The following is a 24,036-nucleotide window of genomic DNA, read 5'->3' on the forward strand; positions in this document are numbered from 1 at the left end:
CCGATGACCGAAGAATCCCAATAGTGAGATTTATTACTAGTTCGAAGGCCTTTTCTGACTTAGGAGAGTGTCAGCGTTGCTTTTTCACTAACTGAAAACTTCCAACTGACCACTGCAAACTATTTCTCCATCACGGTCCCACAACTTTTGCAGGTTCTCAGGTCCATATTAGACCAGAATCGCTCCATGATGGGAGGGAGTTGAGTTACGATATCGGTTAGCTCAACGTATTCTTCGTGAAGTTTTTCCCCGCAGTTTTCACAGTGCCAGAGGAAGCCGTCTTTTTCCCCCGGTCTGCGGTAGCGTTCCATTACCAGACCAATAGTATTGGCAGGTCGACGGGGAGAGTGAGGCACCTTTGCTGGCAAAAGGAAGATTTCCCCTTCTTTGATTTCGATGTCTTTGGGTTTGCCGTCCTCGATGATTTTCAGGACAATATCGCCCTCGAGTTGGTAGAAAAATTCCTCTCCTTCGTCATAATGAAAGTCCTTTCGGGAATTTGGACCGCCAACGACCATCACGATAAAGTCATCATTTCCCTTGTACACCTGCTGATTGCCAACAGGTGGCTTGAGCAGGTGGCGGTTGTCATCGATCCATTTTTTGAAGTTGAAAGGTTTTGCTACAGCCATTTTTTGGATGGTTTTGATCTGGGATAAATTCAAAGATAGGTATTGAATACAAATGCAGCGGTAATATGATTTGCATAAAAGCTCCTCCGTTTGAAAAAGTTTAACTTTGGCAACTCTCGTTGTGGTTCTCTAAAGCCTCGTAAATCGTAATTCAAAAATCGTACATTTCCCAGATTCCAAAATCAAAGCCCATGAGTACCTCCATCGCCGATATGCACTGTGACCTCCTGTCTTTTTTGGCGGTAGTTCCCGGTGCAAACCCATTCGACAAAAACCAAATTGCCTGCGCTTTTCCATGGATGCAAGAGGGAGGTGTCAAGATGCAGATCATGGCGATTTATACCACTGTCGATTCGGGAAGTAGGGCCTTGGCCACCAAGCAGGCAGCTATTTTTGATGAGTTGCTGCGCAAAGAAAAAGAAACGGTTTGTCGGTTTGATGCAGATTTTATCCGAAATCAATCTGAAAAAGGCCCAATCGGAATCATCGCTTCGGTAGAAAATGCAGCGGGTTTTGGCACGGAAAATTCCACATGGCCTGAAATCTATCTGCAGTTTGATTCGATTGTGCAGAAAGTCGGACCACTGGCCTACATCAGCCTGACGCACCATACCGAAAACCGATTCGGCGGCGGAAATTATACCGAAGACATAGGCCTGAAAGAAGACGGCAAGCGCCTGCTCGATTACATGGCAGGAAAGCGGATTCCGATCGACTTGTCACATACTTCTGACTTACTCGCCGAAGGGATTCTCAAACACATTGACCGGCATCATTTGCCGATTCCGGTGATTGCCAGTCATTCCAATTTCCGCTCGATTTGGAATCATAAACGTAACCTCAGCGATGAATTTGCGCAGGAGATCATCGATCGTGGAGGTATTATCGGGGTGAATTTTCTCAGAGCATTTCTGGACAATGAAGTTCCGGAAAGACTGTTTGAGCACCTGCTTCACGGAGTCAAGTTGGGAGAAAATTCCATCTGCTTTGGTGCTGACTTTTTCTATACCAAAGATTTTCCGGGCCCAAGTCGTCATCCTTTTTACTTTCCTCTGGCAGAAAATGCCGGAAAGTATCCTTTCATTTTGGAGCAGCTCAGTAAGCAGCTTTCGGAGGTTCAGCTTCGCAAAATGGCTTTTGAAAATGTGTTCAATTTCTACCAAAAACTCTGGTCCTGATGTCTAGCCATCATTTTGTCAAAGAGCAGCAGGAGCCTGCAGTGTTGATTTTGGAAACCAATGGGATATCATTTGATGAGGTATCGCCCTTGCTGGAGTGGGTGCCGACGGTACTCGTCTGGCAGGATTGCGTGGAAGTGGTGCTGAGTTGGGGGATCAAAGTGGATGTGATTTTGGCCACGCAGGAATTTCAAAAGGCCAATTATCAGCTCTTGGAAGAACAATATCCTGTTCGGTTTTTGACAGTTTCGGGTGCCCAACCTTTGGAAGAAGGTTTACACTATTTACTGGCATCCCAGCACAAGGGAGTGCATTTGGTGGGATTTGATCATGCCAAATTGGAGGATTTGGTATCTAAGATTGATCTTCTGGATTTGACAGTCTTGGATGAAGACTGGAAGTATTATCCCGTCAAAGAGGGGAAGTTCAAAAAATGGTTTGCAGCTTCTGAAATTCGGATTTTGGCTAAAGAAAATCAGCCGCTGGAACTTTCCAATTCCAACGGCCAATTCCTTTTTCCTATTCAGTATTTGACTCAGATCGAGGTGCCCGAAGGTATTTCTGAGTTTTCCAGTCCGGACATTTTTTGGATTGGGGAAAAGGTAATTTCCTAAGCACCCACCATCATATATAAGCCTGCTGCCAATAAGGCGCCGAGAATTGGACCGAGGATTGGAACCCAAGAATAACCCCAATCCGAACTTCCTTTTCCCTTGATAGGCAAAAACTGGTGCATGATTCTAGGTCCCAGGTCACGGGCTGGATTGATGGCATACCCAGTGGTTCCGCCTAAAGCTAAACCAATTACCCATACCAAGAATGCCACAGGCAGTGCACCGACCGATCCCAATCCGATGGGTGTCCCTTGGGCATCTTCCAATTTTGCTCCGCTAATGTAGAGGATGACAAAAATGAGGACAAAGGTGCCCAATACCTCTGAAATCACACTGGTGGAGAAGTTTCTCACGGTGGGATCCGTACAAAATGGTGCCCGTTTTAATCCGGCATCTTCTGCCATATCAAAATGGTGACGATACATCAGCCAAGCCAAGCCCGAACCTAGCATTGCTCCACCAAGCTGAGCGAAAATGTACCCTGGAGCCATTGCCCAATCAAACTTGCCTACAGTTGCCAAACCGATGGTCACGGCCGGATTGAGATGAGCACCACTATAAGGTCCGGCCACGACTACCCCACAAAAGACAGCAAGAGCCCAAGCTGTAGTGATGGCGATCAAACCACCTCCGTTTCCTTTGGTTCCCGGTAAAATTACATTAGCAACCACACCTGAACCAAGCAGGATAAGAATACCTGTTCCGATAAATTCTGCTACGATTGGATTCATTCTACCCAGTTTTTAGAGCGTTCGACGGCTTTGTGCCAAAAGTGGATCAACTGATCCCGCTTTTCAGCTTCCATGTTAGGTTTGAAACTTTGGTCAGCTTCCCATAATTCTTGCAATTCTTCCTGATTTTTCCAAAATCCCACAGCCAAACCCGCCAAAAATGCAGCGCCGATGGCTGTGGTTTCGATGATTTTCGGGCGTTTGATTTCACAACCGAGCAGATCTGCTTGGAATTGCATCAGGAAATTGTTGGCAGTGGCTCCACCATCCACTCGGAGTTCTTGAGTAGGTTTGCCACTGTCTTTTTCCATGGCTTTGAGTACATCAAAGACTTGGTAGGCGATCGCTTCCAAAGCTGCCCGGGTCATGTGGGCGATGGTCGTGCCTCGGGTGATTCCAAAGAAAGCTCCCCGTGCATTTTGATCCCAGTGCGGGGCCCCTAGTCCGGCCAAGGCAGGGACAAAGTACACCCCGTCGTTGTCATCCAGACTGGTGGCTAATTTTTCGGTTTCCTTCGCATGACTGAAGAGTTCGATGCCATCTCTCAGCCATTGAATCGCCGCTCCGCCGATGAAGACAGAGCCTTCGAGTGCATAGTTGATCTCGTTGCCGATTTTCCAAGCAACGGTAGTGAGCAGTAGATTTTGGGAGCGAACGGCCTCTTTTCCAGTATTCATCACCAAGAAGCATCCAGTTCCGTAGGTGGTTTTAGCCATTCCGGGTTGGGTGCAAAGCTGTCCAAAAAGCGCCGCCTGCTGATCTCCGGCCACTCCAGCAATCGGGATTTTGGTGTTGAGCACATCCCCAGCAGTCTCGGTGAATACCTCGCTGCAGCTTTTCACTTCAGGCAGCATGGAAGCAGGAATGCCGAATAATTCCAACAGTTCCTTGTCCCATTGCTGAGTATGAATGTTAAAAATCATCGTGCGGCTTGCATTGGTGATGTCGGTCAAGTGACTTTTTCCGGCTGTCAATTTCCAGATCAGCCAAGAATCCACCGTGCCAAAAGCGAGTTCTCCGGCTTCCGCTTTTTGCCTTGCGCCTTCTACATTTTCGAGGATCCAGCGGATTTTGGTGGCAGAAAAATACGCATCGATGATCAAACCCGTCTTGGCAGCGATTTGCTCGGCATGTCCTTTTTCTTTGAGCTCGTTGCAGTAGGCGGCGGTTCGTCGGTCTTGCCAGACGATGGCATTATAGAGCGGTTTTCCGGTTTTTCGATCCCAGACAATGGTGGTTTCCCGCTGATTGGTGATGCCGATGGCAGCGATTTGGTCGGCGCGTATGCTTTTGTTAACCAAGGCTTCGATCATGACCGCCGATTGGCTGGACCAGATTTCGTCCGGGTCATGCTCGACCCAGCCCTGCTTGGGAAAGTGCTGCTTGAATTCCTTTTGGGCGACGGAGACGATTTGCCCTTTTTTGTCAAAAATAATGGCTCTGGAGCTCGTTGTGCCTTGATCCAAAGCCAAAATGTAAGGTTTGTTTTGGGACATTTTTGGGTTTAAAGGTTAAAGGTAAAGGGTCGGTTTTATGTGCTTTTGATGAGGTATTTTTCTGCAGTTTTCTTGAAATCAGCCAGTTCGGATTCAATCCATTTATGGTCTTTTTGAAGTGCAGCGGCCATGGTTTGGGCCACTTTCTCAGCCGAATCCAATGCTGCCTGCGCATCGAGAATCAACATACGAATTCTTCGGGAAAGTACATCTTCCACTTTGACGGCCATTTCATTTTGGCAGGACCAGACGACTTCTGCTAGGATATTCGGGAATGCCGGATGAATAGGTTCGCTCCATTCGGGATTGCCTTTGGCGAGTTGCTGGATTTTTGCTGCATCCGAACCGTAAACACTCCAATGGCCTGACGGAATTTCGGTTGTGAAACCATGGATTTTTTGGTTAAGGGATTTGCTTGGGTTGAGTGTCTGTCCGGTGATTTGGGTGAAATAGTCCACGGTGTCTTCGCCCATTTTTCGATAGGTGGTCCATTTGCCTCCGGTAAGGGTCACCAATCCACTTTGGGATACGATTACTTTGTGGGAGCGGGAGATTTCTTTGGTTTTGGTGCTTCCTTCTTTGGGTCTTGCGAGTGGTCGGAGTCCAGCAAAAACAGCCTTTATATCGGCTCTGGTCGGTTTTTTAGTCAAATAACCACTGGCTGTTTCCAACACAAAATCAATTTCCTTTTGTAAAGCTTCGGGTTCCAGTTTGGCTTTTTCCCGAAGCGTATCAGTGGTGCCTACCACGAGTTTGTTGTGCCAAGGCACAGCAAAAAGCACACGTCCGTCCCGGGTTTTGGGAATCATCAGGGCGTCTTTTCCACCCAAAAAATCTAAATCCATAACCAAGTGAATGCCTTGGCTAGGCTGAATGGTTTTTGGTGCTTCTGGATTATCCATTTGCAGGATTTTGTCCGCAAAAACGCCCGTCGCATTGACGACCATTTTGGCTTGGATTTCCAGTTTTTCTTTGGACTGTTCGTCGATGACTTTCAAGCCTGAGATTTTGCCGGAGTCATTTTTCACAAGCCCAGAAACCTTCATGTAATTCAAGACACAGGCTCCGAGCTCATCCGCAGTTTGGGCAATATTGAGTGCCAATCGGGCATCGTCAAACTGGCCATCGTGATATACGACTCCGCCTTTGAGTCCTTTTTGCAGGACAGCAGGGAGGCGCTTGATGGTTTCCGATTTGGAGATAAATCTGGACTTTCCGAGACGGAGTTTGCCTGCCATCCAGTCGTAGATTTTCAGTCCTGCGCTGTATTGGATACGGTCCCACCACGTATAGATCGGGATGATGAAGGGTTGGTTTTGGGTGAGGTGGGGCGCATTTTTGAGAAGCATTCCTCGTTCTTTGAGGGCTTCCAAAACCAAGGCAATATCGCCTTGGGCCAGGTAGCGAACTCCCCCATGTACCAGTTTGGTGCTTCGGCTGGAGGTTCCTTTGGCAAAATCAGCCTTTTCCAACAAGACTACTGAAAGCCCTCGGGAAACTGCATCCAAAGCTACTCCAAGCCCGGACGAACCGCCGCCAATCACGGCAATATCCCAGATATTACTTTTATCTCTAAGCTGTTTTAAGTTTTCTTCTCGATTCATTTACTTTCCCTTCTGGGCTAAAAGTAATTCAAAAGGAAATAAAAAGAAATTAAACGAAAGTAAAATTTACGAAATGGTTTCCAATTACTTTCTTTTAATTACTTTCGAGTGATCAAATTGAAAAGCCATGACCATTGCAGAACGGCATAAGCATATATTGGACGAACTGGCAAAAAGCGGATTTGTCAGTGTATCTGACCTCGCCAAATCACTTCAAGTGACGGTCGTGACGATTCGAAAGGATTTGAAAATTTTGGAGGATAAAGGCTTGCTCTATCGCTCTCACGGAAGCGCCACCTCGGTATCTCCCTATGTGTCTGACCGATCGGTTCAGGTCAAGAAATTGGAGCAGGTGGAGGAAAAGAGCAAAATTGCGCAGAAAGCCTTGGAGTTTTTAGAACCGAAAGATGCCATCATTATTGGTTCGGGTACGACTGTAGGGGCTTTTGCGCAAGCGATTCCAAGGAATTATCCGCTTACCGTGTTGACTTCTGCCATGAATGTGGCGATGGCCCTTATTGACACCACGGAGATCGAACTGGTGCAGCTTGGGGGAGTGGTGCGGAAAAGCAGCAGCTCCGCGGTTGGGCATTTTGCCGAAGAGATGTTGAAGAATTTTGCCTGCAGTAAATTGTTTCTCAGCGTGGATGGCATCAGTCTGGATCACGGGCTGACCACTTCCAATATGATGGAAGCCCACCTCAATGCCCAAATGATCCGATCTGTTCAGAAGACCATCGTGTTAGTCGATAGCCGGAAGTTTGGTCGAAAAGGATTTGGCAAAATCGGTGAACTCGAAGACGTCGATGTGATCATCACCGACTCGGGAATTCCGGAGATTTTCAAAGAAAAGCTGGAAGAAAAGGGAATCGAAGTGGTGGTGGTTTAAAAGTCTTTGTACACCTTTCGCTCGACCTTGGATCCATTTTTCTCCAAGGTCACCACGTAGATAAAGTCGTATTCCAAGTCGGTCAGGTCGGCGAATTTTTCCCCATCGCTCACAAAATAGTTAGCCAATTGACTGACGGTGTTGCTGTGGCCGACCACCAAGATGTTTCCTTCTCTTTTGCGAAGCTCCTCAACCAATGCGTCATGATTTTTGGGATCGTAGATTTCAATCTGGACACCGGCTTTGTCTGCTGTAGGTTTTGCCGTATTTCTGGTTCGGATATAATCGGTGGAAAATACATGCTTGATGTCCTCTTTTTCCAGAATCTGAGAGAGTTTTATCGCTCTAACTCCACCTACATATGCTAACGCCGGATCATTCCCGACCAATTGCTTTTCGGCATGACGCACGATGTAGATGGTCTTAGGAGAATTTTGTGATGTACAAGCTCCAAGAATTAGAAGTAGGCTGAATAGGAGGAGGAGGTTTTTCATATCTTAAGGAAATATGCTTTGCGAAATACCCTAGAAATATGTCCCAAAAATCGGGACGAAATAGGAGGATTTTCTATTTCAGCACGTCAGTGCTTTATTTCAAAGATATTTCTATGGTATTATTTTATCCCGAAAAGGTATTATCCAAATGCTGATCCTTGGCTTTGACTTCTTCAAATTCAAGGAATTGTTCCCAGAAATCTATTTCAGGAAGTGCTGCTCTGAGGAAGATTTTTTCTTTTTTGATCGGGTGGACAAATACCAAGTGAAACGCGTGAAGGTTGATGCTGCCGTCAGGATTCGCTTTGGAGAATCCGTACTTTACATCTCCTCGGATCGGGCAACCCATCGATGCCAATTGCACTCGAATTTGATGTGGCCGGCCCGAAATCGGACGTACTTCCAATAGCCAATGATCGTTCAGCGTACCTAATACTTTATAGTTGAGTTCTGCTTTTTGGGAACCTGGGACTTCTCTTTCGTGTGCAGTCACCACGTTTTTCACTTCATCTTTGGTTAGCCAATGCGTAAGTTTGCCTTGTTCTTCCTTCGGACGACGCTTGACGATGGCCCAATAGACCTTGTGAATGTCTCTTTTGCGGAAAAGCTCCATCATTCGCTCCAATCCCTTGGAAGTGCGTGCAAAAGCCACCAAGCCGCTAACCGGACGATCCAAACGGTGAATTGGGTGAAGAAAAACCGCTCCCGGCTTTTCATATTTTTCGGCAATGTACTCTTTGCAGTAGTCCGTCAGCGTTTTGTCTCCGGTTTTGTCCCCTTGTACCAAGACGCCCGCCGCCTTGTTGACGACGAGAAGGTGGTTGTCTTCATAGACAACAGAAAATGGTTTTGTTCTCATAATGAATCACAAAGGTAGGGGAATATGTTGGATGACCGATGTCGGATGTCAGATGCATCGGTCATCGGTCACCCTACACCCAACAGTTTTTTAATCTCATAATCCTGCAAATGCGCATTTAGCCAGCCGGCTTCAAGGTAAGCTCCGTATTTCTTATAGAAATTGATCGCGGGTTCGTTCCAGTCCAGCACCTGCCACATCATGCCAGTGCATCCGTCTTCGAGGCATTTGGCCATCACGCGTTCGAAAAGCATTTTTCCGGCTCCATTTCCCCGCTCTGATTCGGTAACCACAATATCCTCCAGGTATAATCTTTTCCCTTTCCAGGTAGAATAGCGGTAGTAATAAATCGCGATCCCGATGATTTCCCCTGTAGTGTTTTTCTCACATACATAGAGTCCGTATACAGGATTTGGACCGAAACCGTCCTTTTCCATCATCTCCAAGGAGTTGGTGACTTGTTCGGGAGCTTTTTCATACAGGGCGAGTTCCTTGATCAGTTCGAGTACTCTGGGGAGATCTTCAATTTTACCTTCGCGGAGGGAATACATAGGCTTTTGTAGAAAAGTGATTTGCTATTTTGTTAACTATGCGCCTAAATTAGTCAAAACCTGAGAAACGAATGTTTTTAGCCATCGATGCCGGCAATTCCAATGTAGTTTTTGCACTTTTTGACTCCAAAAGCGGCAAGTGGACCAATCAATTTCGATTGGAAACCAAGGCTCCCAAATTGATTTCTCAGCTCAGCAAAAAAGTCCCGCTCTATTTTCTCGAGCATGACATTCACTCATCCCAGATTGAAAAGATAGGTTTTAGCTCCGTGGTGCCAGAAATCAACGGCATTATCGAGCAATTTTGTGAAAGTTTTTTTGGTCAGACTCCTTATTTAATCCAGCCCGAGAGTTTTTCAGTATTGCCTGTAAAAGCCCTTCGTCCCAATGAAATCGGAAGCGATCTGATGTGTAATGTGATGGCAGCGTATTCCAGGTTTTCAGGTCCGGTGATTGTGGTCGATTTTGGTACGGCGCTTACCTTTACGGTAGTGGGGTCCACAGGGGAAATCATGGGGGTAAATATTGTTCCTGGACTACAAACTGCAATCAAAGCACTCTTCATGAATACCTCCAAATTGCCTGAAGTGGAGTTGAAGTTGCCCGAGTCTGTCCTAGGGAAAAATACCATCCATGCCATTCAAGCCGGTGTTCTATACGGATATACTGGATTGGTCAAGGGAATGCTGGATGCGATTAGGAAAGAAACAGGTTTGAGTTTTACGGTCGTTGCCACGGGTGGGCTTTCGTCGATTCTGACCAGTTTGGAAGGAGCATTCGACGAAGTAGATCGAAACTTGACTTTGGAAGGCCTGCGCCTGATTACCGAAGCTAATTCCTGAATCAGCGATTTACCTCAAAGCTGACATCCCATTCTTGAGCCACTTTGATTTTTTCTTTGAACTCTCTGTGAAGTGGATTGATGAGGAGATTGTGTTCTTCCGAAAAGCTGCCCAGTGGGATTCGACAAGAGGGTATTTTTAAAAAAGGAGAAAGCATGCTTTTGGCCCAAGCCGATCCAAACTCTTGAGTGGATCTTGGATAGGGTCGGTTTTTCCAATTATCCGGGAGTTCGGAAATGTCGAGCTCGGGAATTTTTCCCTCGATTTCAAAAATGATCAGCTTCCATTTGCTTTGTGTGACGACTGAACCTTTGATGCTTAGCATTTCCAAAAAGTTAAGCGAACTCACCGAGCATGCATAAATCATCGGAGTGCCATAGAGATTCCATCGGCCCGGCCCTATGCCATAGCCCAAGGAATCACGGCCGGGAAGATGCTCGATCAGTCGGAAGTAGCGCATCAGAGAATATTACCCCAGGAAATCGCCTCCAAGGCCTGATCCACCAAGGCGATCTTATAGGGATTTTTGAAGAGGTCTACTGGCTTTTGGGAGGAAAGGGCGGCATTGGGGGTGTGCAGCCATTCGGCCATCAACTCCTCTGAACCGAATATCCGGATGCCTTTGGCGATGATCTGATCCATCTCGAGTAGGTTTTTGGTGATGGCCTTGCTGAGCTTCCGGTCGTCCTTTTTCCAGCGGAACAGCGTACTCGGATCCACTTCCAGCAGCTCGGCCACATCCTGAGAAGTAAAATCCAAGTAATCGAAAAAGGGGCTCGTCTCATGAAAATCCAAGACTGCCTCTCCATACTGCTCCCGCTGCTCGGCCACGATAGAAGGTGACTGCGTGAAAAAGTGATAGGCTCTGGGTCCTGACTCAAGCACCTCTGTGCGCTGATCATCAAAACGAATTCTCCAAGTCGTGCTCATGGCTATATCTTTTATCTCCAGCAAGTTACTATTATTTTTCTTATTTGCAATACCTCTAACTCCTTTTTGCAATAATGTCTTTTACGATAGCTTCGGCGTGGGAGATGCTGTTTTCGATAAAAAATTCTCGGGTGTTCAAGCCACCACAGACCACACCTGCTAAATACACCCCTGGAACATTTGATTCTTGGTTGGTCTGATCATAGCAGGGCTGACGCTTCTCGTCTAGGCTTAGTTCCACGCCAAGTTGATCAAGTAAGGTAAAATTGGGTTTGTAGCCTGTCATGGCGAGTACCCAGTCATTTGGAATGGTGACCTCACCATTTGGAGTGGATATGACGACTTCTTGAGATCTTATCTCTTTGACTTTTGATCGGGTGAAAGCTTTGATTGAGCCTTCTTTGATCCTGTTCATGATATCCGGCCGAACCCAATATTTGACGTTTTCGTCCACTTCATCTCCCAAAAGAACCATGCTGACTTCTGCACCTTTTCTCCAACACTCTAATGCCGCATCTACCGCAGAGTTGGCTCCACCTACCACCAAAACCTTCTGTCCGATAAAGGGCCATGGTTCTTTGTAATAGTGGAGAACTTTTGGCAAATCTTCACCGGGCACGTTCATAAGGTTGGGTAGATCATAAAATCCGGTAGCAAGGACGATTTTTCTGCATTGATAGCTTCCTTTTGAGGTTTTGACATGAAAAAGACCTCCCTCTTTTTTCAGAGATTGTACTCCTTCGTAGAGATTGACCTTCAGTTTGAAAAGAAAATAGATCCGTCGGTAATACTCCAAAGCCTCTGTCCGTGTCGGCTTGGCACCTACAGACATAAAGGGTATTCCCCCCATCTCCAATCGGTCGGAAGTGGAGAAAAAAGTCATGTTCACCGGATAGTTGTAAATGGAGTTGCAGAGAGCGCCTTTTTCCAAAATGAGGTAATCAAGACCGGCCTTTCCGGCTTCGATCCCACAAGCGAGGCCTATGGGTCCACCTCCGATGATGATCAAGTCATGTATAGGTTGCATAGCTGAGAAGTTTAAAATTGGACTTCCTTATCCGTAAAGATTGAATAATCCCAAGAAAAACTACGTTCCCGGATGACTGTCGAACCTTGCTTGCTTCTCAATACAGCAGCTGAGGAGACAGTTCCGTAATCCGGAGTCATTCGAATCAGTTGGGCAGAAAGGTCTATTTCTGTTTGTATAGGTACTCCTGTTTGCGGAAGAAGTTCTTTCGGATATTTTTCTTCAGATTTCAAAATTGACAAAAGCAAATCCGGGCTTGGATTCTTAAGGATCTCCTTTACTTGTGTTTTTGCCAACTCTGTTTTAGGCCAAGGCTCATTGAGCAGCCCATTACTTAATCCGTGAATTCCTGCGGGTATTTCTTTCGGCTCATTTCCGAAGTTGCTAAAATAAAAAAGCTTATTACCGTCTGATACGAGCAGGTTAAATCCATCGAACTCAGAACCTCTTTCCCATACTTGGTCTAGGTAATTTTCAAGAGAAAGGGTGGAGGTGAGGTAATCGGAAACTAATTTTCCTCTGGTAATTTTAGCCTTACTTTTCCGGTTGAAATCCCGGTAATTAGTCAAGAGAGCCCATTTTCCATCAGGGTGAAAACCCATCCATGTCCCACCGGCCTTCAGGTCTTTTCCGGCAAAAAATCCCTCATCCCATCGGTGGAGAGGAAGGGTGGGGCGGTGGAAAAACTCATCCCGGTTGGCCGCAATCAAAAGCGGATAATCAGGATGTACTTGCCAGGCAAGAGCTACTAAACACATATGGCTAAAGGTAAAAAAAGAGGCTGCACTCAGGCAACCTCTTTTTGGGGTGTTAACCAACTTGCTCCTTTTTCAGACTTGGGTAGTCGGTGAAGCCTTTTTCACCTGGGGTGTAAAAGGTACTTTGATCCCAATTTGCCAGTGGAGCGTTTTCTGCAAAGCGTTCTACTAAATCGGGATTTGATATAAAAGGCTTACCAAAAGCGACGGCGTCGGCAAGTCCATCTTCTATGATTTTATTTCCTTTTTCCTGATCAAAAGCACTGTTGATCACCAAAGTGCCTTTATATAACGGCCGATATCTTTTGGCAATATTCGGTTCAGCAAAAGGAATTTCGCTCACATCGGTGAATGGCTCCGAGAGGTGAAGGTACGCCAAGTTGTAGTCATTAAGCTTTTTGACAATGTAGTCGAAAGTTGGAATCGTTTCCTCATCCATGGTCATTCCAAATACCCCATGCAAGGATGGCTTGAGACGTACACCGATTCGGTTTTCCGGCATGACTTCTTTGATGACATCGATCACCTCGAAAAGGATTCTAGCCCTGTTTTCAATACTTCCCCCATATTCATCGGTGCGGTGATTGGAAGTCGCATTGAAGAATTGGTGAAGTAAATAGCCGTTGGAAGAATGGATTTCTATTCCGTCAAAACCCGCTTCCATGGCATTTCTCGCGCCGTTTTTGAAGTCAGCAATAGTTTGCTTGATTTCTTCCAAAGACATTTCCTTGGCCGTCACCGTGTCTTTGAATCCCTGAGGAGTAAATGACTTGGAGTTGGGATTGGTGGCAGAAGCAGAAAGCGGCAATTCTCCTCCATGGAAATCAGGATGAGACATACGGCCTACGTGCCAAAGCTGGATAAAGATATGTCCTCCTGCCTCATGGACCGCCTGAGTTACTTGCTTCCAAGCTTCAGTCTGGGCTTCTGAATAAATTCCAGGTGTATTAATATATCCTACCGCTCGGGGAGAAATCTGCGAACCTTCGGAAATAATCAATCCTGCAGAAGCTCTCTGCGCATAGTACTTTGCATGAATATCAAAGACCTTATTTTCTGGATTGTTGGCTCTGCTTCGGGTCATCGGAGCCATCCATACTCTATTTTTCAGTTGTAAATCTCCAACTTGAATAGGTTCTAAAAGCGCTTGTTTTGTGCTCATTGTGGTTTGTTGGTTAGAAAATTCAATGTATATACAACTAATCTGCAGGATTCTGAGTTCAATCTTTCTGGAAGTTTTCTAACTTATGTTTCTGAAATCGCCTCTGACAATGGACCCGACCCTGATTGTGATCACAGGTGCTGCAAGCGGCATCGGACTTCAACTCGCCCGCCATTTTCAAAATCAAAATCTTCCAATGGTTTTGATTGATGTAAGTGAAGATCTATTAGGTAATCATTTTTCGACCTGTTCCCATTGTTATCCGATCGCCGGGGATGTTTCAAAAGAAAAAACTTGGCAGAACATAATCGAAAAAGCCAAAGAAATTCGCCTTCCCATTTCTCACTTGGTCAATTGCGCAGGAGTGATTCGCCCTGGATTTTTAGTCGATTATGCCATTTCTGATATTGATTATCATCTCGATATCAATACCAAAGGAACTATCCTAGGCACCACGATCATTGGTCGGGAGATGAAGTTTCAGGAGTTTGGGCACATTATTAATGTTTCCTCTTTGGCAGGCTTGGCGCCTGTTTCAGGGCTGAGTTTGTATGTGGCATCCAAGTTTGCGGTGCGTGGATTTTCCTTGGCTGTGGCGGCAGAGTTGAGAGACTTTGGGGTGGATGTGAGTGTGATTTGTCCCGATTTGGTCAATACACCCATGCTGGACTTGCAGTTGAATTATCCGGAAGAAGCAAAACTGACTTTCAGCGGGCCTTCAAAAGTTCTTCAATCCGAAGATATAGTGAGAGAAATTCTAAATCTGATGAGAAAACCCAAGCTTCAAGTGACTGTTCCAGCTTCGAGGGGATTGCTTGCAAAAATTGCCGGAGCCTGGCCTGCTTTCGCAGAAATTTTCAGAAATTCTCTCGAGAAAAAGGGACGCGAAAACATGAAAAAGCTTCGTAAGTAACCGATTTAGAGGAATTAACACTTTTTAATACGACAATTTTCGTATTTATTTTGAAATTACGATTGGCTTCGTATAACTTTGGTACGAAAGCTATCGTAATTACTGTCATGAACAAACCAACTGAAGCCGAACTGGAGATTTTATCTGTTCTCTGGGAATTGAGGGAAGCCAGTGTCCGCCAAGTCCATGAGCGACTTGCAGAGACCAAAGATACCGGCTACACCACCACGCTCAAGATCATGCAAATCATGCATGCCAAAGGAATGCTGGCTCGAGATGAAGAGAGCCGAACGCATATCTATCGCCCCTTGGTCAAGCAGGGGGAAACCCAAAAGTCCCTGTTGAAAAATCTATTGTCAACGGCCTTTGGGGGCTCTTCTAAATCTCTGGTCATGCAGGCATTAGGTCAAGAGAAGCCTTCCAAAGAAGACCTGGATGAAATCAGAGCTTTTCTCGACAACTTAGAAAACGATAAGCGATGAAACTCTTAAATGATTGGATACCAGAAGAGTTACTCAAGGCTCTTGGGTGGACCCTGGTTCACGCACTTTGGCAACTCATCGTAGTGGCCGGGATTTTATGGATCGTCTTGCGTCTGGTCAAAAAGTCCAGCCCGGCCTTGAAATATGGGCTAGCCGTTGGTGCTTTGGTAGTTTCATTCCTGCTGACCTTAGCGACTTTCACTTACGAATGGTCCCAGTCAGAACCAAATCCCGATTTTATCCTTTCAGAGGCCGAATTGCTGCTAGTTCCATCAGCCTTCACTACTCAGGAATTCACGTGGGAAGCCCGCATGGTGCAAGTGACGACATGGATTGACCAAAACCTGCCGATTTTGGTAAACTTCTGGTTTTTTGGATCACTTTTATTTCTGTTTCGGCTTGTCAATAGCTTTTCTGAAGTTCGAAATCTTAGAAAAAGTGCATCCCTGATCGAAGACTTTGAGCTGGAGAAAATTACCTTCAGACTCATGGGCAAACTCGACATCAATCGAGCCGTCCAGCTGCGAACGAGTTCAATTGCTCAATCTCCCCTGACTTTTGGTACGATCAAGCCTGTGATTTTATTGCCGGCGGCACTTTTGCTTCACTTGACCCCGCTTCAGTTGGAAGCCATCATCGCCCATGAACTCGCCCACGTCAAGCGAAATGATTACCTCAGCAACTTGCTTCTTTCCGGATTGGAGATCCTGTTTTTCTTCCATCCCTGCTATTGGTGGATGAGTCAGACGGTCAAAGAATTGAGGGAAAATGCCGCCGACGATTTGGCCATCCAAGCCGGAATCCAGCCAAAAGTCTTGGCAATCAGCCTCGCCGAGGTCCTCAATTTTGCAAAGCAAAATCCCCCTGAACTCGCCCTCGCTGCTGGGAAAAAAAGAAACCCAACGCTGCTCCGCATCAAAAGAATGCTGGGTTATCCAACTGAAAACTATCCACAAACCCCTATTATTTCTATCCCCATGCTACTTACTCTATTTCTCAGTGCCGGCCTGATGGCAAGCGCGCAACAAGATGTTCCCAAACCTATTGAACCGGTGGTTCAAAAAAGTAATCCTTTCGCTATTGAATCTGCTTTTGCGCCTCAATCTGTGGCAGATACGATACCTGATAAATCTAAATCTGCTCCCGAAGCTCCAACAGGTGTCAAAGTCTATGGGGAAAATGTGATGATCTTCAGTTCTGGAGACGGCATTGAGTACAAGATCAAAGGAGATACTTTAATCCAAGGGGGTGATACCATTGTTCTTTCCGGTCGTGCTAAAGATGCCCTGATCAAGCTCCGTCAGATGGACAAATCTGGAATCCCCGCTTTGGAGCTTCCAATGGCTCCTGATTTATCAGTATTGGCTTTTGGCGATGCACCGATGCCGAGCTTTGAATTTGAAATGAATGGAGTGCCTGCCATGCCTATTTTGGATATGAAGGAGTTTCCAGTGTTACTGGATCCAAAAGACTGGCCGATGGTGGTTCCATTTGACGAGAATTTTCAGGGAATTCATTTTCGGGCGGATACCACAAAAATGACCCCTGAAGAACAAAAACAGTGGGCGGAAAAAATGAAAACATGGTCGACTGAAATGGAAAAACGCTCCGAAGAGTGGGCTGCCCGATGGAAAGAAAATGCTGCGGAAAGAGAGGCTAAAATCGAGGCTTGGAAGAAGGAAATGGAGCCTAAAATGAAGGAATTCGAGGCGAAAATGAAAGAATGGCAAGCCGCTCAAGAGCCCAAAATGAAGGAATTTGAGGCAAAAATGAAAGCTTGGCAGGAGTCCCAAGAACCAAAAATGAAGGAGTTTGAACTCAAAATGAAGGAATGGGAAGCTACCCAAAAACCGAAACTTGAAGAGTTCCAGAAGAAAATGGAGGCTTGGCAAAAAGAGCACCAAGCCAGATTGGAAGAGTTTCAAAAACTGCTCAAAGAAGAATTCAAGAAAGACAATAACTAATTGTGTGTTGATGCTACCGAAAGACCTGTCCACTTGGGCAGGTTTTTTTTTGCCTTTTCTCCAAGGAATACACGAACTGAAGATATTTTATGGGATTTTCTCCCACTTTTTTGAAAAACCTAGGAGCCCTTTCTTTTTTCACAAGGTGAAAACACGACAAAACCTCCCGAATTTTGAAAATTAGGCCATTTTTTCAAGGGAATTGTCGGATCCTAATCGCCTGAAAATCAATAAAAATTTCTTTGAATTTTTAGAAAAAAATATTGGCATCGAAGATTCTTTTGGCTACTTTTAAATCAAAGTGGGAAAAAGTGGGAGAAAGTGGTAGAATGTGTACTGCATTTTCTTACTTTTGTTTTTACAGAAAACTCTACCGAATAGAAGTAAGCCAATGTTCAACAGTCAATACGATAGCAAGCTGGATCCTAAAGGGCGTCTGGTGTTGCCTGCCAAGATAAAGGCGGCAATTCCGGAGGCTAATGGACCGTCGCTTATGCTTCGCATGGCTGAAGACAAATGCCTTGCACTCTATCCCATGGTAGAGTATAAAAAGCTCGAGAGTCAGATTAAGTCACTGAATATCAATAACCCCGAACAGCGTATGCTGCAAAGGTCATTTTTCAATTCCATCGTTGAGGTGGAACTGGATGCTGCAGGGCGCTTACTGATTCCGAAGCTTTACCAAACCTATGCCAACCTCGACAAGGATGTCGTGGTAGTGGGTATGGGAACTCGCATCGAACTCTGGAATCCTGACAATTACCTCAAAAACATCATTGTAGATCCGGCGGACTTGTCCAGCCTGATGGAAAAGTATCTCTCCTAAGCGCTATGACAGAGTCTGTGTACCATATCCCAGTGATGCTCGCCCAATGCACTGAAGGCTTGGCTATTAATCCCAACGGGATTTATGTCGATGTCACTTTTGGGGGAGGGGGTCATTCAAAGGAAATTTTAAAACACCTGGATAAAGGCCATCTCTATGGATTTGATCAGGATTGCGATGCCTTGGCAAATGCTCCTGAAGACAGTCGTTTCACTTTTGTGCAGGCCAATTTCCGGGATATCAAGCGATACCTGAGGCTTTACGGGGTGAAACAAGTGGATGGGATTCTGGCTGATTTGGGGATTTCTTCCCATCAGATTGATGAGCCGAGCAGAGGGTTCTCGACGCGGTTTAGCGGCAATTTGGATATGAGAATGAATCAATCAGCCTCATTGACTGCCAAGGATGTCCTGAATACTTATGAGGAAGGAAAGCTTCACAAGATTCTGGGGATTTACGGCGAAGTCAAAAATGCCAAAACGCTGGCTCAGGCAATTATCGCCGAACGTGCGCTTAAGCCTTTTGAAACGACAGAAGGATTCACGGCATTCTTGAAAAAGTTTGCTCCGAGAGGCAAGGAGTATAAATACTTCGCCCAAGTCTTTCAAGCGCTGAGAATTGAGGTAAACGATGAAATGGGCGCTTTGGAAGAAATGCTCCTAAGTGCGGTGGAGTTGCTGAAGCCCGAAGGGCGACTGGTGGTCATGAGCTACCATAGTCTGGAGGACCGTCTGGTGAAAAACCTGATGGCAAAGGGCAAATTCCAAGGTGAGGTGGAAAAGGATTTTTATGGAAATCTGATCCGTCCACTCGAGCCTGTAAGCAGAGGGGCCATTGTAGCAGATGATGCCGAAGTTGAGGCAAATCCGCGTGCAAGAAGCGCAAAGTTGAGAATAGCTAAAAAAGTGGGGAAATGAGTCAAAACACCTTTAAGCGCAAACTGAAGGCTGGGAACTCTCCAAAAGGAGGTCCCAAGAAGACCATTTTTACCTGGATCGAGGAGAAGCTGGATGTCACCGGAATTTTAGGTGAAGGCGTTCCCGTGCAATTGGTCCCGCCTGTTGGGTTCCTGGTGTTGCTTGCTTTGATCTATATCTATAGCAATCACCGGGCGGAAAACATGGTACGAAAAATTGAAAAAGCCCAACAGGAAGTGGAAGACCTGCGAGCAGATGTCACCACCCTGGAAGCAGAATATATGCAAAGCAGCATGCAGTCCGAAGTGGCTAAGCGTGCAGCCAAGCTTGAAATCTATGAATTGAATCAGCCACCAATCAAAATAGAAGTAAGTAAGTGAACATCAAACGCTCCATAGTGCTCCGAGTAAGGGTGATCTTCATCCTGGTGGCCTTGGCTGCGTGCGCCATTCCGTATAAGATTGCCGTGGTTCAACTTAAAGAAGGGGAGAAATGGAGAGCAAAGGCTGAAGAGGTTAATTTCCAATACAGAGAAGTTCCTGCCACACGTGGAAATATCTATGCAGCTGACGGAAGCTTGCTGGCTACTAGCCTACCCTTCTATCGAGTTGCCATTGATCCCACTGTGGTAAAAGAAGCCAAGTTCAAAAGCGGGATTGACTCACTTTCCAGATTGTTATCCGGTTTTTATAAAGACAAGTCCGCTACCGCTTACAGAAGGATGATCCAGGATGCAAGGGGTGATAAAAAGCGGTACCTGGTGCTCAATAGAAAACAAATCGGCTATCAGGAAATGCAAAAAATGACCCAATGGCCGATTTTCCGGGAGGGTCGCGCCGGTGGAGGAGTCATTTTTGAAAAAGTTGAAAAGAGATATCGCCCATTCAATTCCTTGGCTAGCCGTACAGTGGGATTTTTGAATGAAGATGATTATGGTGCCGGTATTGAATACTCCTTTAATACGTACCTAAAGGGAAAAGATGGCAAGGCTTTGTTTCAAAGGCTGGCAGGAGGAGTGTGGAAGCCACTCTTTGATGCGGATGACATTAAGCCTGAAAACGGATATGATGTCTTCACTACTTTGGATGTCAATATTCAGGACATCGCTGAGACTGCCCTGAGAAGACAGTTGACGGATAGGGATGCTGCTTTTGGATCAGTGATCGTCATGGAAGTGAAGACAGGTCACGTGAAGGCTATGTCCAACCTTCAGAAGAATAAGAGTGGCGTAGGTTACTCTGAAAGTTATAACTACGCTGTGGGAGATATTGGAAGCACTGAGCCGGGATCTACGTTCAAGCTGCTTTCTATGTTGGCCCTTCTGGAAGAAAACAAAGTAAGCCCCAATGAACTGATCGAGACAGGAAATGGAGCCCACCGCTTCTACAACCAAACCATGTACGATGCCAAGGCAGGTGGATTTGGTACGATTACCGTCAGAGAAGCCTTCGAAAAATCTTCCAACGTAGCCATTTCCAAACTGGTAGATATGCACTTTGGCTCCAGCCCCTCCAAGTTTATGGCTTACATGGATAAGGTGGGATTGGCTGAACCGTTAAATCTTCAAATCTCCGGAGAAGGAAAACCTTTCTTCAAAAAACCAGGCTCCAAAAATTGGTATGGAACTTCCCTTCCTTGGATTTCGATCGGATATGAATCCAAGCTTAATCCGATTCACACCTTGGCGCTTTACAATGCCGTGGCAAATAATGGCACCATGATGAAGCCACTTTTTGTAAGAGCTGTCGGTAATGGCAACCAAATGGTGGAAACTTACTCTCCTCAGGTAGTTCGAAAGCAAATTGCTTCCGAAAAAACCATCAAGCAGCTTCAGGATCTTCTCCTTGGGGTGGTAGAAAATGGCACGGCAAAAAACATCAAAAACGAGAATTATAAAATCGCCGGCAAGACTGGTACCGCACAGAAAATCATTAACGGCAAGTATGTAGAAACCTACTATACCAGCTTTGCAGGCTATTTCCCCGCAGACCGTCCAAAGTATAGTATGATCGTAGTGATCGACAGTCCCAAAGGGATCGCTGCTTACGGTGGGGATGTGTCTGCACCGGTTTTCAAAGAAATCGCTGACCGGATTTATGCGTTGGATATCGAGCTGAATCCTGTCGACCAAACGAAGATTTTCCAAGCTGAAAATCTCCCCTCCAAACTCCCTCAAATAGGGGCTGGAAAAGGGGAGGAGCTTCAGGGCATTTTTGAGCAACTCGGAATTCCGGCCAAGACCCCTTCTGCCGAAGATTGGATCTCGGCGGCAGTTTCAGAAGATAAAATCAACCTGAAGATCAATGACACAGAAAAGCCAGTGGTGCCTGATGTGTCTGGAATGCCCTTAAGAGATGCGCTTTTCATTTTGGAAAACAAAGGGCTCAAAGTGAATTACAATGGAAGAGGTCGGGTAATCGAACAATCGATTACTCCTGGAACCCAACTTACTCCTAATACCACCATTAACCTTGTACTCGGATAGATGAACGTGCTGAAGGATATATTATATAAGGTATCACTTACTTCTACAATTGGCGACATGGAGCGTCGGGTGAGTGATATTGTTTTTGACAGCCGAAAGGTCAGTGAAAACTCTGCCTTTGTGGCGGTTCCTGGTACACAAGTGGATGGGCACGACTTTATTCAAACTGCTTTGGAAAAAGGAGCAAGCACCATTGTGTGTGAGCGCCTTCCTGAGCAAATCAAAGAAGGGGTGACTTATGTCCAAGTGGTGAACTCAGCGAAAGCTCTCGGCATCATGGCATCCAATTTTTATGGGAATCCATCCGATAAGATCAAAGTCGTGGCAGTCACCGGAACCAACGGTAAAACCACCACCGTCACCTTACTCCATCAGCTTTTTGTGAGCATGGGATATAGCACTGGGCTGCTTTCCACGGTAGAAAATAAAATTAATGAGGAAGTAATTCCAGCCACTCACACCACACCTGATGCGGTCAGCGTACAGGCATTGCTACGCAAAATGGTCGAGGCAGGCTGTACCCATTGCTTCATGGAGGCAAGTTCGCATGCCATTGTGCAGGAACGAATCGCCGGGTTGAAATTGGCCGGAGCGGTATTTACCAATATTACCCATGATCATCTTGACTACCATGGCACCTTTGATGAATACATCAAAGCCAAGAAAAAGCTTTTCGATGATCTTCCTAAAGATGCCTTTGCCCTAGTCAATGCCGACGATAAGCGCGGTATGGTGATGATTCAAAACTGCAAAGGAACCCATCAGACATTCGGGTTGAAATCTGCAGCGGACTTCAAAGCAAAAATCCTATCCAACACCCTCGAAGGACTCGAACTCGACATCAATGGCAGACTGACTTGGTTCCGAATGATCGGAGCTTTCAATGCCTACAATCTTCTTGGAGTATTAGGTGTGGCGGTTCTTTTGGGCGAAGATGAAGAAGAAGTCCTGAGAGAGCTTTCCGGCATCAAAGGAGCCAAAGGACGTTTCGATCGGATTTCGATCGGAGGCATTACCGCCATCGTGGACTATGCCCATACTCCGGATGCCCTCGACAATGTGCTCAAAACCATCAACGGTGTCCGTACGGGTAATGAACAACTCATCACGGTGGTGGGCTGCGGAGGAAATCGCGACAAAACCAAACGCCCCGCCATGGCGAAGATCGCCGTGACTGAAAGCACCAAAGCCATTTTTACCTCAGATAACCCACGCTTCGAAGAGCCGATGGATATCCTTCGGGATATGCAGGCCGGAGTTGGTCCATCTGAGATCAGAAAAACCCTCACCATCGAGGACCGAAGAGAGGCCATCAAGACCGCTATCATGCTTTCTCAAAAGGGAGATATTATCCTCATCGCCGGGAAAGGCCATGAGGACTACCAAGAAATCAAAGGAGTAAAGCATCATTTCGATGATGCAGAAGTGGTGACCGAATTATTAACCCAACTGACAGGAAACTGATATGCTATATCCCATTTTTGACTACCTAGATCGAGTTTTGGACATTCCGGGCACCGGGGTGTTTCGGTACATCTCGTTCCGTGCGGGGATGGCGGCAGTGATTTCCCTGATAATTACCATCACTTTCGGACATCATATCATCAATTGGATCCGAAACAGACAGATCGGGGAGACTGTACGGGATTTGGGCTTGGAAGGACAAAGTCAAAAAAAAGGTACCCCAACCATGGGGGGCTTGATGATGATCGCTGCGATCTTAATTCCCACTTTGCTTTTTGCCAATCTCAACAATGTCTACATCATTTTATTGCTGGTCACGACAGTTTGGTTGGGTTTGATCGGGTTTTTGGATGATTACATCAAAGTATTCCGCAAAAATAAAGAAGGACTTAAAGGCCGGTTTAAGATTGTAGGTCAGATCGGAATCGGGATTATCGTAGGCGCTACCCTGTACTACCATGATGATGTGGTCGTTCGTGAATTTTCTACCCCTGTCTCTGTGGAAAGTGGCGTGGTAGAGACACCAGCATTCCAGGATGTCAAGGCGCTTAAGACTACCATTCCTTTTTTCAAGAATAACGAACTCAATTATGAGAACCTCTTGGGATTCCTAGGGGATTCCATGACACCGGTGCTCTACATTTTGGTGGTGATTTTCATCATCACTGCCGTATCCAATGGAGCCAATATCACGGATGGTATTGATGGGCTCGCAGCGGGCACTTCGGCCATCATAGGTTTGACAATCGCCATTTTCGCTTACCTCAGCGGTAATGCCATCTTCTCTCAGTATCTCAACATCATGTATATCCCCAACTCTGGGGAGCTGGTGATTTTTGCTTCGGCATTTATTGGCGCCTGTATCGGATTCCTGTGGTACAACGCTTACCCTGCTCAGGTCTTTATGGGAGATACCGGTTCGCTGATGCTGGGCGGAGTGATTGCGGTGTTGGCTTTGACGCTTCGTAAAGAGCTTTTGATTCCAGTCATGTGCGGGATTTTTCTGGTCGAAAATCTCAGCGTCATGATTCAGGTCAGCTATTTCAAATACACCCGAAAGAAATACGGAGAGGGACGCAGGATCTTCTTGATGTCACCTCTGCACCATCATTATCAGAAAAAAGGAATCCACGAAGCCAAGATCGTGACCCGGTTTTGGATTGTGGGGATCCTTTTGGCAGTCATCACTTTGGCAACCCTAAAGCTCAGATAACAAAA

At 46.0% G+C, this 24,036-nt stretch carries 25 protein-coding genes; 13 read left to right on the top strand and 12 right to left on the bottom strand.

Features of this window, described 5'->3' with window-relative positions; genetic code table 11:
• Positions 1-119: 119 nt before the first annotated feature.
• Entirely contained in the window at positions 120-632 is a 513-nt protein-coding gene (locus DDT91_RS15295; RefSeq protein WP_187177064.1) for a 3-hydroxyanthranilate 3,4-dioxygenase, read from the bottom strand.
• A 191-nt stretch (positions 633-823) separates the two neighbouring features.
• Between DDT91_RS15295 and DDT91_RS15300 the strand changes: the two genes are divergently transcribed.
• Entirely contained in the window at positions 824-1,810 is a 987-nt protein-coding gene (locus tag DDT91_RS15300; protein WP_187177065.1) for a dipeptidase, read from the top strand.
• On the top strand, positions 1,810-2,424 hold the full coding sequence (locus DDT91_RS15305) for a thiamine pyrophosphokinase (protein WP_187177066.1): 615 nt from the start codon (positions 1,810-1,812) through the stop codon (positions 2,422-2,424). The genes DDT91_RS15300 and DDT91_RS15305 overlap by 1 nt, the downstream gene beginning before the upstream one ends.
• Here DDT91_RS15305 and DDT91_RS15310 read toward each other — a convergent pair.
• The 3 genes from DDT91_RS15310 to DDT91_RS15320 are packed head-to-tail and all read right to left on the bottom strand — an operon-like array spanning position 2,421 to position 6,255.
• The gene (locus DDT91_RS15310; protein ID WP_187177067.1) at positions 2,421-3,155 is read right to left on the bottom strand and encodes an MIP/aquaporin family protein; all 735 of its coding nucleotides are present in this window, start codon (positions 3,153-3,155) and stop codon (positions 2,421-2,423) included. The genes DDT91_RS15305 and DDT91_RS15310 overlap by 4 nt on opposite strands.
• On the bottom strand, positions 3,152-4,651 hold the full coding sequence (glpK, locus tag DDT91_RS15315) for a glycerol kinase GlpK (protein WP_187177068.1): 1,500 nt from the start codon (positions 4,649-4,651) through the stop codon (positions 3,152-3,154). The genes DDT91_RS15310 and glpK overlap by 4 nt, the downstream gene beginning before the upstream one ends.
• Before the next feature lie 35 nt (positions 4,652-4,686).
• On the bottom strand, positions 4,687-6,255 hold the full coding sequence (locus DDT91_RS15320) for a glycerol-3-phosphate dehydrogenase/oxidase (protein WP_187177069.1): 1,569 nt from the start codon (positions 6,253-6,255) through the stop codon (positions 4,687-4,689).
• A gap of 127 nt (positions 6,256-6,382) precedes the next feature.
• On the opposite strand from DDT91_RS15320, the gene DDT91_RS15325 reads away from it, so the two are divergent.
• Positions 6,383-7,144, top strand: coding sequence for a DeoR/GlpR family DNA-binding transcription regulator (locus tag DDT91_RS15325; protein WP_187177070.1), 762 nt, complete (start codon positions 6,383-6,385; stop codon positions 7,142-7,144).
• Here DDT91_RS15325 and DDT91_RS15330 read toward each other — a convergent pair.
• From DDT91_RS15330 to DDT91_RS15340, 3 genes are all read right to left on the bottom strand, one after another.
• Positions 7,141-7,638, bottom strand: a complete 498-nt coding sequence (locus DDT91_RS15330) for a histidine phosphatase family protein (protein ID WP_187177071.1) — start codon at positions 7,636-7,638, stop codon at positions 7,141-7,143. The genes DDT91_RS15325 and DDT91_RS15330 overlap by 4 nt on opposite strands.
• Positions 7,639-7,762: 124 nt before the next feature.
• Complete coding sequence (locus DDT91_RS15335) at positions 7,763-8,497, bottom strand: RluA family pseudouridine synthase (protein WP_187177072.1); 735 nt, start codon at positions 8,495-8,497, stop codon at positions 7,763-7,765.
• 68 nt (positions 8,498-8,565) lie between these two features.
• Positions 8,566-9,048 (bottom strand): GNAT family N-acetyltransferase, encoded by a 483-nt coding sequence (locus DDT91_RS15340; RefSeq protein WP_187177073.1) that lies wholly within the window; start codon positions 9,046-9,048, stop codon positions 8,566-8,568.
• 71 nt (positions 9,049-9,119) lie between these two features.
• Between DDT91_RS15340 and DDT91_RS15345 the strand changes: the two genes are divergently transcribed.
• A complete protein-coding gene (locus DDT91_RS15345; protein ID WP_187177074.1) occupies positions 9,120-9,890 on the top strand; it encodes a type III pantothenate kinase in 771 nt (256 codons plus the stop codon).
• Between the two features lies 1 nt (position 9,891).
• Here the strand turns inward: DDT91_RS15345 and DDT91_RS15350 are convergent, their stop codons facing one another.
• The 5 genes from DDT91_RS15350 to DDT91_RS15370 are packed head-to-tail and all read right to left on the bottom strand — an operon-like array spanning position 9,892 to position 13,767.
• Complete coding sequence (locus tag DDT91_RS15350) at positions 9,892-10,350, bottom strand: RES family NAD+ phosphorylase (RefSeq protein ID WP_187177075.1); 459 nt, start codon at positions 10,348-10,350, stop codon at positions 9,892-9,894.
• On the bottom strand, positions 10,350-10,844 hold the full coding sequence (locus DDT91_RS15355; RefSeq protein WP_255502141.1) for an MbcA/ParS/Xre antitoxin family protein: 495 nt from the start codon (positions 10,842-10,844) through the stop codon (positions 10,350-10,352). Before DDT91_RS15355 ends, DDT91_RS15350 begins: the two co-directional genes overlap by 1 nt.
• 31 nt (positions 10,845-10,875) lie before the next feature.
• Positions 10,876-11,847, bottom strand: a complete 972-nt coding sequence (locus tag DDT91_RS15360) for a YpdA family putative bacillithiol disulfide reductase (protein WP_187177076.1) — start codon at positions 11,845-11,847, stop codon at positions 10,876-10,878.
• A gap of 11 nt (positions 11,848-11,858) precedes the next feature.
• Entirely contained in the window at positions 11,859-12,605 is a 747-nt protein-coding gene (locus tag DDT91_RS15365) for an NRDE family protein (protein WP_187177077.1), read from the bottom strand.
• Positions 12,606-12,657: 52 nt separating this feature from the next.
• Positions 12,658-13,767, bottom strand: a complete 1,110-nt coding sequence (locus DDT91_RS15370) for an alkene reductase (RefSeq protein WP_187177078.1) — start codon at positions 13,765-13,767, stop codon at positions 12,658-12,660.
• 109 nt (positions 13,768-13,876) lie between these two features.
• Here DDT91_RS15370 and DDT91_RS15375 point away from each other — a divergent pair, with 109 nt between their 5' ends.
• The 9 genes from DDT91_RS15375 to mraY all read left to right on the top strand — a co-directional run bounded on the left by DDT91_RS15375 (position 13,877) and on the right by mraY (position 24,031).
• The gene (locus DDT91_RS15375) at positions 13,877-14,680 is read left to right on the top strand and encodes an SDR family oxidoreductase (protein ID WP_187177079.1); all 804 of its coding nucleotides are present in this window, start codon (positions 13,877-13,879) and stop codon (positions 14,678-14,680) included.
• 107 nt (positions 14,681-14,787) lie between these two features.
• The gene (locus DDT91_RS15380; protein WP_187177080.1) at positions 14,788-15,162 is read left to right on the top strand and encodes a BlaI/MecI/CopY family transcriptional regulator; all 375 of its coding nucleotides are present in this window, start codon (positions 14,788-14,790) and stop codon (positions 15,160-15,162) included.
• Entirely contained in the window at positions 15,159-17,126 is a 1,968-nt protein-coding gene (locus DDT91_RS15385; protein ID WP_187177081.1) for a M56 family metallopeptidase, read from the top strand. Before DDT91_RS15380 ends, DDT91_RS15385 begins: the two co-directional genes overlap by 4 nt.
• A gap of 391 nt (positions 17,127-17,517) precedes the next feature.
• A complete protein-coding gene (gene mraZ, locus DDT91_RS15390; protein ID WP_187177082.1) occupies positions 17,518-17,952 on the top strand; it encodes a division/cell wall cluster transcriptional repressor MraZ in 435 nt (144 codons plus the stop codon).
• Between the two features lie 5 nt (positions 17,953-17,957).
• Positions 17,958-18,869: a 16S rRNA (cytosine(1402)-N(4))-methyltransferase RsmH gene (gene rsmH, locus DDT91_RS15395; RefSeq protein WP_187177083.1), complete on the top strand. Its 912-nt coding sequence runs from the start codon at positions 17,958-17,960 to the stop codon at positions 18,867-18,869.
• The gene (locus DDT91_RS15400) at positions 18,866-19,249 is read left to right on the top strand and encodes an FtsL-like putative cell division protein (protein ID WP_187177084.1); all 384 of its coding nucleotides are present in this window, start codon (positions 18,866-18,868) and stop codon (positions 19,247-19,249) included. The genes rsmH and DDT91_RS15400 overlap by 4 nt, the downstream gene beginning before the upstream one ends.
• Entirely contained in the window at positions 19,246-21,354 is a 2,109-nt protein-coding gene (locus DDT91_RS15405; protein ID WP_187177085.1) for a penicillin-binding protein, read from the top strand. Before DDT91_RS15400 ends, DDT91_RS15405 begins: the two co-directional genes overlap by 4 nt.
• Positions 21,355-22,818, top strand: a complete 1,464-nt coding sequence (locus DDT91_RS15410; RefSeq protein ID WP_187177086.1) for a UDP-N-acetylmuramoyl-L-alanyl-D-glutamate--2,6-diaminopimelate ligase — start codon at positions 21,355-21,357, stop codon at positions 22,816-22,818.
• 1 nt (position 22,819) lies between these two features.
• Positions 22,820-24,031: a phospho-N-acetylmuramoyl-pentapeptide-transferase gene (gene mraY, locus DDT91_RS15415; protein ID WP_187177087.1), complete on the top strand. Its 1,212-nt coding sequence runs from the start codon at positions 22,820-22,822 to the stop codon at positions 24,029-24,031.
• Positions 24,032-24,036 lie beyond the last annotated feature (5 nt).

The organism is Algoriphagus sp. AK58 (genome assembly GCF_014324365.1).
Lineage (GTDB): Bacteria > Bacteroidota > Bacteroidia > Cytophagales > Cyclobacteriaceae > Algoriphagus.